The organism is Klebsiella sp. GFKo11 (assembly GCF_056490265.1).
In genome coordinates, this window is the sequence record NZ_CM151369.1 from 3,745,983 (window position 1) to 3,760,640 (window position 14,658).

Genomic DNA, 14,658 nt, shown 5'->3' on the forward strand with positions numbered 1-14,658 from the left:
AACCGTCGGCACTCTCTTTAGGATAGCCAGACGCGGCGGCCCCTGATGTCCGCCCATTTTTGATAATGCTTAGGGAGAATACATGCGAACTCTTTGGCGACTGCTCGCCGGAATTTTTAAATGGACATGGCGAGTACTCAACTTCATTCGCCAGCTCGCACTGAACGTGGTTTTCCTGGTGCTGGTGCTGGCCTGCGTTGGCATCTGGGCCCAGTTCAGCACCACCACAACGGAGCACACCACTCGCGGCGCGCTGTTGATGGATATCACCGGCGTGGTGGTCGATAAACCTTCGGCCAGCAGCAAACTAGGGGTTATTGGTCGTCAGCTGTTTGGCGCCAGCTCCGATCGTCTGCAGGAAAACTCACTGTTCGATATTGTGCAAACCATTCGTCAGGCGAAAGATGACCGGAACATCACCGGTATCGTGCTGGATCTGAAGAATTTTGCTGGCGGCGATCAGCCATCGATGCAGTATATCGGCAAAGCGCTGCGCGAATTCCGCGACAGCGGTAAGCCAGTGTATGCTGTTGGCAGCAGCTACAGCCAGGGTCAGTACTATCTGGCTAGCTTCGCCAATAAAATCTGGCTCTCACCGCAGGGCGAAGTGGATCTGCACGGCTTTGCCACCAACGGTCTGTACTACAAATCGCTGCTCGACAAACTCAAAGTCTCTACCCACGTGTTCCGCGTCGGCACCTATAAATCAGCGGTAGAACCGTTTATTCGCGACGATATGTCTCCGGCAGCCCGCGATGCGGACAGCCGCTGGATTGGCGAATTATGGCAGAACTACCTCGCCACCATCGCCGCCAACCGCCAGATTACCGCTCAGCAGCTGTTCCCAGGTGCTCAGGGCGTGATTGACGGACTGCGTAAAGTCGATGGCGACACGGCAAAATATGCACTGGATAACAAGCTGGTTGATGAGCTGGGCACCTCCACTGATGTGGAAAAAGTGCTGACCAAGCAGTTTGGCTGGAGCAAAGCGGATAACAACTACAGCGCTATCAGCTACTACGATTACACGGTGAAAACGCCTGCCGATCAGGGCTCCGCGATCGCCGTTATCTTTGCTAACGGCGCGATAATGGATGGCGAAGAAACGCCGGGTAACGTTGGTGGCGATACGACCGCCGCGCAGATCCGCGACGCGCGTCTGGATCCGAAAGTTAAAGCTATCGTGCTGCGGGTCAACAGCCCTGGCGGCAGCGTCAGCGCCTCAGAGGTGATTCGCGAAGAGCTGGCTGCGGCAAAAGCGGCAGGTAAACCCGTCGTTGTGTCGATGGGCGGTATGGCGGCTTCCGGCGGTTACTGGATCTCAACCCCGGCGGATTACATTGTGGCGAACCCAAGCACCCTCACCGGCTCCATCGGTATCTTTGGGGTGATTAATACCGTCGAGAATACGCTGGGGTCGATTGGCGTACACACCGACGGTGTGGCAACCTCACCGCTGGCCGACGTCTCCACCACCAAAGCGCTGCCGCCAGAAGTGCAGCAGCTGATGCAGTTGACCATCGAAAATGGCTATAAGCGCTTCATCACCCTGGTGGCGACCGCGCGTAAGAGCACGCCTGAGAAAATTGACCAAATCGCTCAGGGCCACGTCTGGACGGGTGAAGATGCGAAGGCTAACGGTCTGGTCGATGGCCTCGGCGACTTTGACGACGCAGTGGCGAAAGCTGCAGAGCTGGCGAAGCTGAAACAGTGGCATATCAATTACTATCAGGAAGATCCCACTTTCTTCTCAATGATGGTAGATAGCCTGACCGGTTCAGTCCGCGCGGCGCTGCCGGCAGCGGTACAAGCGTATCTGCCTGCGCCCGTGGCTGCTGCGGCTAACGCGGTGAAAGCGGAAAGCGACAAGATGGCGGCATTCAACGATCCGCAAAACCGTTACGCGTTCTGTTTAACCTGCGCCAATATACGTTAATCCTCTGCCGCCCCAATCACGGGGCGGCATTTTTACACTTCATCCGTTACACACAAAAGCAGCCAACGCCCCTGCAACTTGCGGCGTGTCGGGTATATACTTCGCCGGTCCATATATAACCTAAGCGATGCTATGCAGAAGAAATCTATTTACGTTGCCTATACCGGCGGTACCATTGGTATGCAGCGTTCTGAACACGGCTACATTCCCGTTTCCGGCCATTTACAGCGTCAGCTGGCTTTAATGCCCGAGTTCCACCGCCCGGAGATGCCGGACTTCACCATTCACGAATACGCCCCGCTGATGGACTCTTCCGATATGACGCCGGAGGACTGGCAGCATATCGCTGACGACATTCGTGACCATTATGACCAGTACGATGGCTTCGTTATCCTGCACGGCACGGATACCATGGCGTTTACCGCCTCGGCGCTGTCATTCATGCTGGAGAACCTGGGTAAACCAGTCATTGTGACAGGGTCACAAATTCCTTTGGCCGAGCTGCGCTCTGACGGACAGATTAATCTGCTCAACGCCCTGTACGTCGCCGCCAACTACCCGATTAATGAAGTGTCGTTGTTCTTCAATAACCGCCTCTATCGCGGTAACCGCACCACCAAAGCTCATGCCGATGGATTTAATGCCTTCGCGTCGCCGAACCTCGCGCCACTGCTGGAAGCGGGGATCCATATTCGCCGCCTCGGTACGCCTCCGGCCCCGCACGGCGCGGGCGAGCTAATCGTACACCCAATTACCCCGCAGCCGATTGGCGTGGTAACGATTTATCCCGGTATTTCCGCCGATGTGGTACGCAACTTCCTGCTCCAGCCGGTAAAGGCGCTCATTCTGCGCTCTTATGGCGTCGGTAACGCTCCGCAAAACGGCGAGTTTATCCAGGTGCTGACCGAGGCCAGCCAGCGCGGCATCGTGGTGATTAATTTGACTCAGTGTATGTCCGGCAAAGTGAATATGGGCGGTTATGCCACCGGTAATGCCCTTGCGCAAGCAGGCGTGATTAGCGGTTTCGATATGACCGTTGAAGCCACGCTGACCAAGCTACACTATTTACTGAGCCAGAATCTGGACGTTGAGGCTATCCGTAGCGCAATGCAGGAAAACCTACGTGGCGAACTGACCCCCGATGAGTAAGGAGATGCACATGACCCAGCGCGCGCTGTTACTGGTCGATTTACAGAACGATTTTTGCGCCGGCGGTGCGCTTGCAGTCCCGCAGGGCGATAGTACGGTGGACATCGCCAATCGGCTTATTGAATGGAGTCTGGCGAGAGGTGAAACGGTGGTCGCCAGTCAGGACTGGCACCCGGCGAATCACGGCAGCTTTGCCAGCCAGCATCAGGTTGAACCCTATACCCAGGGCGAACTTGATGGCCTGGCGCAAACCTTCTGGCCGGATCACTGCATCCAGAATAGCGAAGGCGCGGCGCTGCATCCGCTGCTTAAACAGCAGGATATTGCCGCCGTGTTCCATAAAGGCGAAAACCCGGTCATTGATAGCTACAGCGCCTTTTTTGATAACGGTCATCGGCAGAAAACCCAGCTCGATGCGTGGTTACGCGAGCGCGGGATTGATGAGCTAACCGTACTTGGCCTGGCGACCGACTACTGCGTGAAGTTTACCGTGCTTGATGCACTGAATCTGGGCTATTCCGTCAACGTGATTACCGACGGCTGCCGCGGGGTAAATATTCAGCCACAGGACAGCGCACACGCGTTTATGGAAATGGCGGCGGCGGGCGCGACGCTGTATACGCTGGCAGACTGGGAAGAAACTCAGGCGTAACTCTGCCGGCGTCAGACCTCAATATTGACACCGTGCGATCTTTCTCCCGGGGGCGGCGCAAAGCGCCTTGCCCGGGCTACCGGCCTGCATGGTTTGGTGTCCCGGACAGATGCGCAGCATCGCCTCCGGGACACCGGCAAAGCATCACCCGATGCTCGAAATCTCCTCCAGCGACACTTTGCGCGTTTCGATACCAAAGCAAAACAGAATCAGCGCGCAGAGCACCAGCATCACGCCGAGAACAATGAAAACGGTGATTGAACCATAGCGGGTCAGCAACACGGCCACACCATAGGGCGTAAACACCGCGACAATTCTCCCTACGGCGTTAACAAAGCCCGAACCACGTAGCCGAAGATGCGTCGGCCACAGTTCAGGCACGTAAACCGCCGAAGCAAAACAAACGTACATGTAGAGGAAAAAGATCATCACCAGGCCATAGCTCAAAATGGCCCACTCCTCGGTTTGTATTGAATAGAAATAACCGAGCAGCGCAATAATAATCAGCAGCGATGAGCCAAATAATCGCCGCGGAAAACGGTCAATAACCAATGCCGCAATAAAAATCCCCACCGGCGCGCCAATCATAATAATCGCTGTCATTAAAATAGATTTCGTCACATCGATCCCCGAATTAACGAAAATCGTTGGGATCCACACCGTAATGGTATAAAGCGAAATATTCATCGCGATCAGCACGGTAATCGCCACCAGCGTGCGTTGCAGCATCTGCCCTTTAAACAATAGCCAGAAGGAACCGCTTTCCGGGTACTCGTCCACCTTCAGTTCGCTATTCTGGAAATCTGGCAAGATAATATTCTTCTCTTTCTCGATTTGCGCTTCCACTTCCAGGAGGTGTTTTTCCGCGGCGCTTCGCTGCCCCTTTCCTGCCAGCCAGCGAGGAGATTCAATAAAATACTTACCGGACAGATGCCAGGCCAGCAGCATTGCCACTCCGCCGAGCAAAAACATCATCCGCCAGCTTAAAAAAGCAATAACCACGACGCCAATTGCCGCTGATAGCATTGGCGACCAGTTGCCAACAAATGACAACCGTGCGGACCATTTGCCGCGAACGGCGGGCGGAATAAATTCAGTAAATGAGGCGTAACCGACCATGATCAACGCCCCCATTCCCGTGCCCATCAGGCAGCGGAAAAAGATTAGCCAGTACATGTTAGGGACAAAAGAGGCCGCGCTTGCGGAGATCCCGACAATCAGCAGGTTAATGCGAAATGCTTTGCGCCGCCCAAGATAATCGCCAATAAAACCGCCGGTCAGCGAGCCGATAAAATAGCCGAACATCAGCGCCGAGGTAAATGCGGCATTAAGATAATTATTTGACCAGCCGTTGCTGACTAATTTTGCCAGCACCACGTTCCCGGAATAGCTAAGAAAACCGGTGACTAATAAACTGAAACTAATAATGCCGAAAATACGAAAATGAAATCGAGATAAGGGTAAGCGATCTAATCTTGCGCCGATAGGGTCACAATGTTCCATCTGGATGCCTCAAATTCAGCTAAAATATAAAGTATGGCGATCGCGGCAGAGTAAAACTTGCCGCGCCATCCATCATCATTAGTTTTTTGGCATTAACCCGATGCGATTTTAAATAATATCAGCACCCTCATCTGACATTAATAGACGAGTTGAATATTATTTTCTTTGCAAAATGCAATCCACTCCGCACCCGGTGCCTTATTGGTTATAAGATAATTAATATGACTAAAATCGACTAACTGGACAAAGGCTTTACGATCGAACTTAGAGTGATCGACCAACAGGGCCACTTCTGTCGCCTGACGGATCATCGTCTTCTTGATTTCCGCCTCCGCTTCATTAGAGTCAAGCGCCCCGCTCTGCATGTCCAGGCCTTTGCAACTCATCACCATAATATCAACATGATAGCGACTGATAATCTCTTTGGTGATCCGCCCCTGTAACGATAGCGTGTTCTTATTCAGCTCACCACCGGTAGAAACTACTTTAATTTCCGACTGCGCAAGCTCATGAAACGCTTCCGCCGAGTTGGTTAATAACGTGAGGTCGTTTCTTTCCTTGAGCAGTTTTAATAATTCCATGGCAGTACTGCTGGAGTCAGCAGCCATAGTGGTTTTATTTTTAATAAACGGTAATGCATTGTGCGCAATAATCTGTTTCTCTTCAAAGAAAGACTTTGCGCGCTTATAAAAATGAATATTGTCGGACAACGCAGTAGTATTTAATACCGCCCCGCCATACGTTCGGGTCAAAAAACCTTCATCTTCGAGCTTTTCCAGATCGCGGCGAATGGTTTCCTCAGTCACCTGAAAAATTGAGCTTAAATTAGAGACCACCACTTTCTTATCATTAGCCACCATTTGCTTAATGGCCTGAATTCTATCTTTTGCCGCCACGATGACACCTCTGTTTCCTGCAAAGTAATAATAAGACCTTAGTATCTCACAGGCTATGTTTATTTTCAAAAGAACATGTCTGAATCACAGATTTAAATACTCTTTTACACAGAAACAGAGGTTAGTAACATCACTCTTATTTCGTATCCAACGCCTCTGCCATTCGCCTCATCAATAATGAATCATCATCGGTTAACGAGATCGTCAGGGCTTCGACGTTCTCACGTACCTGCTCTGGTGCCGTCGCCCCGCTTAACAGGGTGATTAAATCACTCTGCTTTAAAATCCACGCCAGCGCCAGCGCCGGGATCGAGCAACGATATTTATCGCACAGTGGCTGCCACTGCTCGAGCATATCAATCACCCGCAGCATATTTTCCCGCTGGAACCAGACTTTGTTGGCCCGCGCACCGCCAGGGACATAATCCCGCGTGATGGTTCCGGTCAACAGCCCCTGCTCAAGCGGTGAGTAGACCTGCACGATGATGCCATTCTGCTGGCATAGCGGCAGCAGTTCAGCTTCCAGCGCCCGATCAAGGATGCTGTACTTGGCCTGGATGATATCCAGCTCGCCGTGCTTGAGATACTCCTTGATATGCCCGGCATCCACATTCGCCGCGCCAATAGAGCGGATTTTCCCCTCTTTCTTGAGCGCGTTAAGCGTATCCATGGTTTCCGCAATGGGCGTAAAGCAAGGCTCTACCGACTGCCAGTGGGTCATATAAATATCAATGCTGTCGATACCGAGCCGTTGCAGGCTGGCGTCCACCTCTTCGCGAATCGACTCAGGCGTAAGGTTTTTATACAGCTGGCGGTCGCCCACTTTGTTAAACAGACTGCCTTCCCGCTCCCAGACAATGCCGCACTTGGTTTCAACAACGATCTCGCTGCGCGGCAGCTTTTTCAGCGCCTGACCAACAATCACTTCGCTATTACCGAAGTTGTAGCCCGGCGCGGTATCAATCAGATTAATGCCGCAACGGTGCGCTTCAAGAATGGTGTCGATACACACCTGCAAATCAAGATCGCCATTCCATGCCGGACCGCCGCCGATGGCCCAGGTGCCCAGCCCCATGCGGGAGAGCGTAATATCCGTACTGCCTAAAGGAATCATTTTCATCTGCCGCTATTACCCTTCGTATTCGTCGAGAAGTTGTTCAACCAGCTTTCTATTTTTCACGCCCGTCGTGGCACCCACGCTGAGTACCGATATCGCCGCCGTCGCGTTGGCAAACAGCGCGCAGTCGCGAAGCGGTTTGCCTTCAAGCAGCGCGGAGATAAACCCCGAGGCGAAGTTATCTCCCGCGCCGATGGTGTCGATGGCGGTAATTCCCGACACCGCCGGGACCTCCATTTTCATATCAGCACGCTTGATAAAGCAGCCTCTCTTGCCGGTCTTAATGACTACCGTTTTCACACCGCAGCTCAGGAAACTGTCGGCTATTTCATCCAGTGTCTCTTTCCCGGTGAGCAGTTTTGCCTCGTCAAAATTGGGAAACAGATAATCCACATAGCTCAGCGCTTCACGGATGTCGTCCAGCGTTTCATTCAGCCGCGGTTTAATCATATCGGCGCAGATAATGAGCTTATGCGCTTTCGCCTGAGTGAAAATAGCCGTTAACGCTTTGCCGTTCAGCAAGGGACTATTAAAGATGCTTGCCAGCGACAGCAGCTTTGCCTGCGAGAAACGGTCAAAATCAACATCGTTAATATTCAGTTTCCACAGGCTGCCGTTGCGGTTGGTGACAAAGGTGCGTTCACCATCGGCTGTGACTAAACCCACGTTAATGGAAGTATCAATATCCGCATCCTGTTTCAGGCTCTGAATATCAATATTCTCCCGACGGCAGTGCTCGATAATAAAATGTCCCGCAGCATCGTCACCTACCCGGCTTATTAACGCAGTACGATGTCCAAGACGGGAAATAATGGTCGCTTCATTAATCGCGTCTCCCCCGGTGGTCATGGCAATACGTTCTAACGGATAAGAATCTACATCAAAGATATTTTTACTCACTGGCTGCAAGGGAATATCAACAATAGCCGCCCCTATACAAATAACCTCGATCTTATCCATATTGTCATTCCGCTTTACCGTCTGAACCAAACAATTTGATTTTCTCCAGCGCGCGCTCTTTTACGGCTTTACGTACTTCACGCTCGACGTGCAGGAACGGCTGGTCCTGGTTCTCCTGCACCGCCACCATCGCGGCCTGGCACAGTTCGGTGTGAATATTGATTTTCGAAATGCCTAATGAAATGGCTTTCTTAATATCCGCATCGCTAATGCCGGAGGCACCATGCAGCACCAGCGGAACGGATACCGCCTGGCGCACGCGTTTAACCACGTCAAAGTTCAGTTTCGGTTCGGAGGTGTAGACGCCGTGCTGGTTACCAATCGCTACCGCCAGCGAGTCACAGCCGGTACGCTCAACAAACTCAGCCGCCTGGCTTGGGTCAGTGTAGTGATAACCGGCCAGCGCCTCTTCGTAGACCGTTTCATTCCCCACATGGCCCAGCTCTGCTTCGACCGGAATACCCAGCGGGTGGAAGAAATCGACCGCCTCTTTGGTCAGGCGAATATTTTCTTCGAAATCAAAAGCGGAAGCATCACGCATCAGCGAATTCATGCCGTGGGTCCAGGCGTTATGGATAATCTCCATACTGCGTCCGTGATCCCAGTGGGTAATGACCGGTACCGAGGCTTTTTTCGCCATAGAAACCATCATATGCGAAAAATCTTCAAACGAGGTATTGCCGACAAACCCGGTACCGAACGAGATAATTACCGGCGATTTCGACTCTTCCGCCGCATCAATCACCCCCATTAACATTTCCGCATTCCACACGTTAAAGTGGGCAATAGCATAATGTTTATTCTGGGCATCGTTTTCCCAATATTTAATATCTGCTAGCATGGTTATTTCTCCCTTTTCAATTAATTAATGATTAACTTTAATAACGCCTTTAATAATGTCGCGTTTGTTATTAACGGATTCATCAAACGCGCGCTGAACATCTTCATAATCGTAAATATGCGTCACCATCGACTTCACATCGAAACGACCGGAGGAGATGGCCTCAATGGTGACCGGATAGCGGTTGGCATAGCGAAAGACGGTCTGAATCGAGACTTCACGGTTAATTTTGAGGAAATTAATCGCCGAATCACCGGGTACCGTGCCGACAATCATGATTTTGCCGCCGCGCATCACCAGATAAGGTGCCTGCTTAACGGTGATGGCTGAACCGGCGGTTTCAAAAACAATATCGGCCCCCATTTCGCCTGAGAATTGCTGGCAGCGGACAACCGTGTCCTCTTTTGCCCCGTTGATGACGGTCGTCGCCCCAAGCTTCTCGGCCATGGCCAAGCGTTTTTCCAGCACATCCACCACCGCAATGTCGGTTGCCCCCATGCACTTACAGGCTTGCAGAGTCATTAAACCGATACAGCCGGCCCCCAGAATGACGATTTTCTTCCCCGGTTTAACATCCGCCAGCATCGCGGCATGCATCCCTACCGCCGCAGGCTCTACCAGCGCCCCTTCCATGGTGTCCATATTATCGGGCAGCTTGTAGGTGAAGCTCTCCGGGTGACACAGATAGTGGGTTAGCGCGCCGCGATAATTTGGCTGAGTAGCCATAAAATCGACATCCGGGCAGATGTTGTATTTACCTTCCAGACAATAACGACAGTGGCCGCACGGCACGCCGGGCTCAATATTGACCCGGTCGCCGGGCTTGAATTTGGATACCCGACTCCCTACCGCCACCACCGTACCCGCGCATTCGTGCCCGAGGCCAATTTCCTGGTTGGGGTCTTTTGGCGGAATAAAAGGACCCGATTCGAAACCATGAACATCTGAGCCGCAAATACCGACGTATTCAATTTTAATCAGCACTTCATGCTCTTTCGGTACCGGCATATCGGCGGTGATAATCTTCATCGTGCCGGGCGTTTTTAATATTGCTTTTGAATTTTGCATTTTCTTTCCCATCAATATTATTTGCTGGTGGCTGCATCAATACCGAGACTTTCGACAGAGACGCCTTTGGTTTCAATTCCGATAGTAGCGATGGCAATGGCGACAATAATGGAGACCGCCCCGAGCAGTACAAACACCCCCGTCACGCCGTAACTATTAAGCAGTACTGCGACCGCGTAAGGCGCAGCGATACCGCTGATACGCCCCACCGCATTTGCCAGTCCGGAGCCACGCAGTTTCGCTTCGGTTGGCCATATTTCCGGTACATACACCGCCGAGGCATAGCAAACGTACATATACACAAAAGTAATAAGGAAGAAGCCTATTAACGTAATCAGTAGCATGCTGGTTTGTAGCGAGTAGATATATCCCAACACGGCGATTAATACTAATAAGCCCACCCCCATGGTCTTTCTGGGAATTTTATCCATCACCAGCATGGCGATAAATATTCCAAACGGCGCACCGAACATACTCATGGTATTTAAGACAATGGAATCTTTCAGGTTAATGCCCTGGGTCATAAATATCGTCGGCAGCCAGTTAATTAAGGTGTACTGCACGACGTTCATGGCAATCAGAACAAAGGAACCTAAAATAACGCGCTTGAGTAATACGCCGGTTAATAAAGCCGAATACGGAACAGAGCGCGGTGCCTTGCCGTCATCTTCTATCACCACGGGCGGCAGTGGCTTACCGGTCTGCTGAACTACGCCCTCTTCTATTGCCCGCATCACTTTTTCGGCTTCCGCGTAACGTCCACGAGACTCCAGCCAGCGAGGCGACTCGGGGAACCAGCGCCAGGCAATGGCGGTGGCAATCAGCGACAACACCGCCGGGATCAGCAGTTGCACGCGCCAGTTCCATTCAGCACTGATTAACGGCGTCAGTCCCATCGCAATCAGCGAGCACAGCGGATAAGACCAGTTACCGATAAACGAGACCCTACTGGACCAAGTACCGCGATTTCTGCCAGGCATATATTCGGTGAATCCGGCAAACAGAGTCACCAGCAGCGCACCTAATCCCACCCCCATCACAAAGCGGCAGGCAATCAGGAAGGTCATATTTGGCGAAAACGCCCCCACGACCATGGCGATAATATGAATCGCTTCATACAGGATAAAGGCATTTTTGCGCCCGGTTTTATCCCCGATAATTCCCCCGGCAAGCGCACCGAGAAACATTCCCGCCGTGGTAATGGCGGAAAACGTAGCGGTGGTGGAATTATCGGTCCAGCCAAGTTCTTTTAACTGCGCGAGAATTAATCCGCCGACGGCATTACTCCAGCACACCAGTAATCCAAAGGCGACCATGGCAAACATCGATGAGTGCCAGCGACAGTCAGGCAGCCTGTCCAGCCTGGCGCCGCAGTGCGGTTTTGCTATCTGTTCCATCCGGGAACCTTCCTTTAATAAATGGGGTTATTCATCAAAGTCGTAAGTCATGATCACTTTAATCGCGGTTTTATCGACCATGGCGTCAAAGCCTTCGCGCCATTGCGACAGGCCGATACGGTGAGTGATCATTGGTTTAACTTTGATCGCGCCGCTGGCCAGCAGGCGGATGGCGTTGCGCCAGGACGTGGAGTCATAGGCCATATGACCAATGATGCTTTTGTTCCACGCGGTGATGTCGTTGATGGAGAAATCGAGAGGTTTAAAGCCCATGCCGACGCGAACGACTTCACCATTCGGGCGCAGCATTTCGATCGATTGTTTAAGGGCGATATTGGCACCGGAGCATTCGATGACCAGCCCCAGATTGTCTTTACCGCAGATTTCCTGGCAGCGCGCGACCACATCTTCGGTGGAACCGTTAACAACAGCTGTCGCGCCCAGCTCTTTGGCGATCGGGAAGCGTACAGCAACATCCTCTTCCAGCCCGACCATCACGATATTGACGGCCCCCATAATGCGCGCCATTTGGACCGAAAAGAGGCCCAATGGACCGGTACCAAAGACCACCACATCCTGGCCTGGAAGGAATTTAGATTGCTGGGCGATAGATTTGTAGGCGTTGCAGATGGGGTCCAGCACTGCCGCTTCTTCATAATCAACGCCCTGCGGAATTTCCCACAGCGCGTGACGGTGAATTTTGAGGATTTCCCCCGGCACCAGACAGTATTTCGAAAATCCACCGCCCCAGGTATTGTTGTCCAGACCCAAATTCACTTTTTCTGTGCAACACAGAAAATCACCTTGTTCACAGGCTGGACAAACGCCGCAGACGTGTCCGCTGTTGTCAGAAACCACCCGCTGGCCAACTTTCCAATCCTTGACCTTTTCCCCCACCCGCACAATGTTGCCCGCAAATTCATGGCCACGAACGGAGTTGAACTGGTCGGAACCACTGTCGACATTGTAATGCTTCATGTCCGCGCCGCAGATGGCCGCCGCTTTGATTTCAATCACTACGTCATCCGGACCGCATACCAGTTCCGGAACCTCAATCATCTTATAGCCGCCAAAGGCCTTACCAAATCTTGCCAGTGCTTTCATTGCGTCTTCCTTTGTGTTTAGTTTGCATCAGTGGCACCAATACTTAACCACAACATCTTCAAGGTCAACATTAAATCTTTAAAACACAGACAATGATCTGCATTTCACAACTTAGATCACAAATACCGCAAAATGGGCCTTACATGGAGGTGGGGGATTGGAAGAAAGAAAAATCGACAGGCGTGCCGCTGCGCTTACACGTACAGCCGTGAACATCTTCGCAGTTTTGTACTGTGGATGATGCTAGCCTGCTAAGGTTGTTTTTTCGCCACGCCATTTCCGTGGCGTGTTTGTTTTAATGTCTTTTTTAGTCAAAGAGGATCAGATATGAAACTTTTGCCTTTGTTGGCAGCATTACCCCTGCTCTGCGCGAGCGTTGTTTCCGCTAACTCACTGATGTCCGTCGGCTACTTTAACGGTGGTGGTGACGTCACTGCCGGTCCTGGCGGCGATATCGATAAACTGGACGTGCGCCAGATTACTCATCTCAACTACTCGTTTGGTCTGGTCTATAACGACGAAAAAGACGAAACCAACGACGCTTTAAAAGACACCAGCAAGCTGCATCAAATCTGGCTATCACCGAAAGTGCAGGCTGATTTACAGAAAATTCCCACATTGCGTAAGCAGAATCCGAATCTGAAAGTTCTGCTTTCCGTCGGCGGCTGGGGGGCACGCGGCTTCTCTGGCGCAGCGGCAACGAAGGAGACCCGTGCGGTATTTATTCAGTCAGCACAGGACATTGTTGAAAAATATGGTCTTGATGGTATCGACCTCGACTGGGAGTACCCGGTCAACGGCGCATGGGGGCTGGTCGCCAGCCAACCGGCCGATCGGGATAACTTTACTGCCCTGCTGAAAGAGCTACGGGCGGCTTTTGGGCATAACAAGCTGGTCACCATTGCCGTGGGCGCAAACGCGGAGAGTCCGAAAAGCTGGGTGGATGTGAAAGCGATTGCCCCGTCGCTTGATTACATCAACCTGATGACTTACGACATGGCGTACGGCACCCAGTACTTCAACTCCAACCTGTATGACTCGACGCAGTGGCCGACGGTGGCGGCGGCGGATAAATACAGCGCCGATTTTGTAGTCAATAACTATCTTGCCGCTGGTCTAAAACCGAGCCAGATGAACCTGGGAATTGGTTTCTATGGCCGGGTGCCTAAACGCGCCGTCGAGCCGGGCATCGACTGGAGCAAACCTGATGCACAGAAAAATCCGGCGACGCAGCCCTACTTCGAAGCACTGCAAGTTGAGCTGTTCAAGTCGTTAGGCTTTGATCTGACCAAAGATACCTATGTGAAATACAACGACATTGTGGCGAAGCTAATCAACGATCCGCAGAAGCGTTTTACTCAGCACTGGGATTATGAAGCGAAGGTGCCGTGGTTGTCGGTGCAGTCGGCTGACGGTAAAGCGCTGTTCGCCCTCTCCTACGAGAATCCACGCTCGGTGGCTATCAAAGCGGAGTACATCAAGAGCAAGGGCCTGGGAGGCGCGATGTTCTGGGAATACGGCGCGGACGATCAAAACCAGTTAGCGAAACAGCTCGCAGAGACGTTAGGGATCAAGCACTGATCGACTCTGTGCCATGCCAGGCACAATAGGTTATGATTATCACCATCCGCTGCGCCAGACATTGGCGCAGTTTTTCATTTTCTACAGGAGGCATGGGGTCTTATGGCTTTTATCCCCAAAAACTACGCCCGTCTTGAAGTCGGTTATCGCGAAAAGGCGCTAAAAATTTTTCCCTGGGTCTGCGGGCGCTGTTCGCGCGAATTTGTTTATTCGAACCTGCGTGAGTTAACGGTGCACCATATCGACCACGATCACTCCAATAACCCGGAAGATGGTAGCAACTGGGAGATGCTGTGCCTGTATTGCCACGACCATGAACATTCCAAATACACTGAAGCCGATCAGTATGGCTCCACGGTGGTGGCGGGCGAAGATGCGCAGAAAGACATCGGCGAAGCAAAATACAACCCATTTGCCGATCTGAAAGCAATGATGAATAAGAAGTAACGCCAGG

Annotated in this window: 13 protein-coding genes; 5 read left to right on the forward strand and 8 right to left on the reverse strand. The window is 52.0% G+C overall.

What is annotated here, in order from left to right; genetic code table 11:
* Window positions 1-82 precede the first annotated feature (82 nt).
* The 3 genes from sppA (at window position 83) to pncA (ending at window position 3,737) form a co-directional block, all read left to right on the forward strand.
* Window positions 83-1,936, forward strand: coding sequence for a signal peptide peptidase SppA (sppA, locus tag AC07P6_RS18205; protein ID WP_478314060.1), 1,854 nt, complete (start codon window positions 83-85; stop codon window positions 1,934-1,936).
* A gap of 132 nt (window positions 1,937-2,068) precedes the next feature.
* A complete protein-coding gene (gene ansA, locus AC07P6_RS18210) occupies window positions 2,069-3,085 on the forward strand; it encodes an asparaginase (protein ID WP_478314062.1) in 1,017 nt (338 codons plus the stop codon).
* Between the two features lie 10 nt (window positions 3,086-3,095).
* A complete protein-coding gene (gene pncA / locus AC07P6_RS18215; RefSeq protein WP_182238038.1) occupies window positions 3,096-3,737 on the forward strand; it encodes a bifunctional nicotinamidase/pyrazinamidase in 642 nt (213 codons plus the stop codon).
* Between the two features lie 144 nt (window positions 3,738-3,881).
* Here the strand turns inward: pncA and AC07P6_RS18220 are convergent, their stop codons facing one another.
* The 8 genes from AC07P6_RS18220 to AC07P6_RS18255 all read right to left on the reverse strand — a co-directional run bounded on the left by AC07P6_RS18220 (window position 3,882) and on the right by AC07P6_RS18255 (window position 12,623).
* Window positions 3,882-5,240: an MFS transporter gene (locus AC07P6_RS18220; protein ID WP_478314064.1), complete on the reverse strand. Its 1,359-nt coding sequence runs from the start codon at window positions 5,238-5,240 to the stop codon at window positions 3,882-3,884.
* A gap of 137 nt (window positions 5,241-5,377) precedes the next feature.
* The gene (locus tag AC07P6_RS18225) at window positions 5,378-6,136 is read right to left on the reverse strand and encodes a DeoR/GlpR family DNA-binding transcription regulator (protein WP_112217047.1); all 759 of its coding nucleotides are present in this window, start codon (window positions 6,134-6,136) and stop codon (window positions 5,378-5,380) included.
* A 136-nt stretch (window positions 6,137-6,272) separates the two neighbouring features.
* Window positions 6,273-7,256, reverse strand: coding sequence for an NADH-dependent methylglyoxal reductase (gene ydjG / locus AC07P6_RS18230; protein ID WP_110273575.1), 984 nt, complete (start codon window positions 7,254-7,256; stop codon window positions 6,273-6,275).
* A gap of 9 nt (window positions 7,257-7,265) precedes the next feature.
* Window positions 7,266-8,213, reverse strand: a complete 948-nt coding sequence (locus AC07P6_RS18235; protein ID WP_478314066.1) for a carbohydrate kinase family protein — start codon at window positions 8,211-8,213, stop codon at window positions 7,266-7,268.
* Between the two features lie 4 nt (window positions 8,214-8,217).
* Window positions 8,218-9,054: a ketose-bisphosphate aldolase gene (locus tag AC07P6_RS18240; protein ID WP_096757304.1), complete on the reverse strand. Its 837-nt coding sequence runs from the start codon at window positions 9,052-9,054 to the stop codon at window positions 8,218-8,220.
* A 24-nt stretch (window positions 9,055-9,078) separates the two neighbouring features.
* Entirely contained in the window at window positions 9,079-10,122 is a 1,044-nt protein-coding gene (locus tag AC07P6_RS18245; RefSeq protein ID WP_434659162.1) for an NAD(P)-dependent alcohol dehydrogenase, read from the reverse strand.
* A gap of 17 nt (window positions 10,123-10,139) precedes the next feature.
* Window positions 10,140-11,519 carry an MFS transporter gene (locus AC07P6_RS18250; protein ID WP_142515113.1) on the reverse strand — a complete coding sequence of 460 codons (1,380 nt, stop codon included), beginning with the start codon at window positions 11,517-11,519 and terminating at the stop codon, window positions 10,140-10,142.
* Between the two features lie 27 nt (window positions 11,520-11,546).
* Window positions 11,547-12,623 (reverse strand): zinc-binding dehydrogenase, encoded by a 1,077-nt coding sequence (locus tag AC07P6_RS18255; protein ID WP_478314067.1) that lies wholly within the window; start codon window positions 12,621-12,623, stop codon window positions 11,547-11,549.
* A 327-nt stretch (window positions 12,624-12,950) separates the two neighbouring features.
* On the opposite strand from AC07P6_RS18255, the gene chiD reads away from it, so the two are divergent.
* Both chiD and yajD read left to right on the forward strand, forming a co-directional pair.
* Window positions 12,951-14,204, forward strand: coding sequence for a chitinase ChiD (chiD, locus tag AC07P6_RS18260; RefSeq protein WP_478314069.1), 1,254 nt, complete (start codon window positions 12,951-12,953; stop codon window positions 14,202-14,204).
* 102 nt (window positions 14,205-14,306) lie between these two features.
* Window positions 14,307-14,651 (forward strand): HNH nuclease YajD, encoded by a 345-nt coding sequence (gene yajD / locus AC07P6_RS18265; RefSeq protein WP_112217055.1) that lies wholly within the window; start codon window positions 14,307-14,309, stop codon window positions 14,649-14,651.
* Window positions 14,652-14,658 lie beyond the last annotated feature (7 nt).

Coding starts and splice junctions, on each gene's coding strand:
- AC07P6_RS18235 (WP_478314066.1), bottom strand. CDS start 8,213: ATGGATAAGATCGAGGTTATTTGTATAGGGGCGGCTATTGTTGATATT.
- AC07P6_RS18255 (WP_478314067.1), bottom strand. CDS start 12,623: ATGAAAGCACTGGCAAGATTTGGTAAGGCCTTTGGCGGCTATAAGATG.
- ydjG (WP_110273575.1), bottom strand. CDS start 7,256: ATGAAAATGATTCCTTTAGGCAGTACGGATATTACGCTCTCCCGCATG.
- pncA (WP_182238038.1), top strand. CDS start 3,096: ATGACCCAGCGCGCGCTGTTACTGGTCGATTTACAGAACGATTTTTGC.
- ansA (WP_478314062.1), top strand. CDS start 2,069: ATGCAGAAGAAATCTATTTACGTTGCCTATACCGGCGGTACCATTGGT.
- chiD (WP_478314069.1), top strand. CDS start 12,951: ATGAAACTTTTGCCTTTGTTGGCAGCATTACCCCTGCTCTGCGCGAGC.
- AC07P6_RS18250 (WP_142515113.1), bottom strand. CDS start 11,519: ATGGAACAGATAGCAAAACCGCACTGCGGCGCCAGGCTGGACAGGCTG.
- yajD (WP_112217055.1), top strand. CDS start 14,307: ATGGCTTTTATCCCCAAAAACTACGCCCGTCTTGAAGTCGGTTATCGC.
- AC07P6_RS18245 (WP_434659162.1), bottom strand. CDS start 10,122: ATGCAAAATTCAAAAGCAATATTAAAAACGCCCGGCACGATGAAGATT.
- AC07P6_RS18240 (WP_096757304.1), bottom strand. CDS start 9,054: ATGCTAGCAGATATTAAATATTGGGAAAACGATGCCCAGAATAAACAT.
- sppA (WP_478314060.1), top strand. CDS start 83: ATGCGAACTCTTTGGCGACTGCTCGCCGGAATTTTTAAATGGACATGG.
- AC07P6_RS18220 (WP_478314064.1), bottom strand. CDS start 5,240: ATGGAACATTGTGACCCTATCGGCGCAAGATTAGATCGCTTACCCTTA.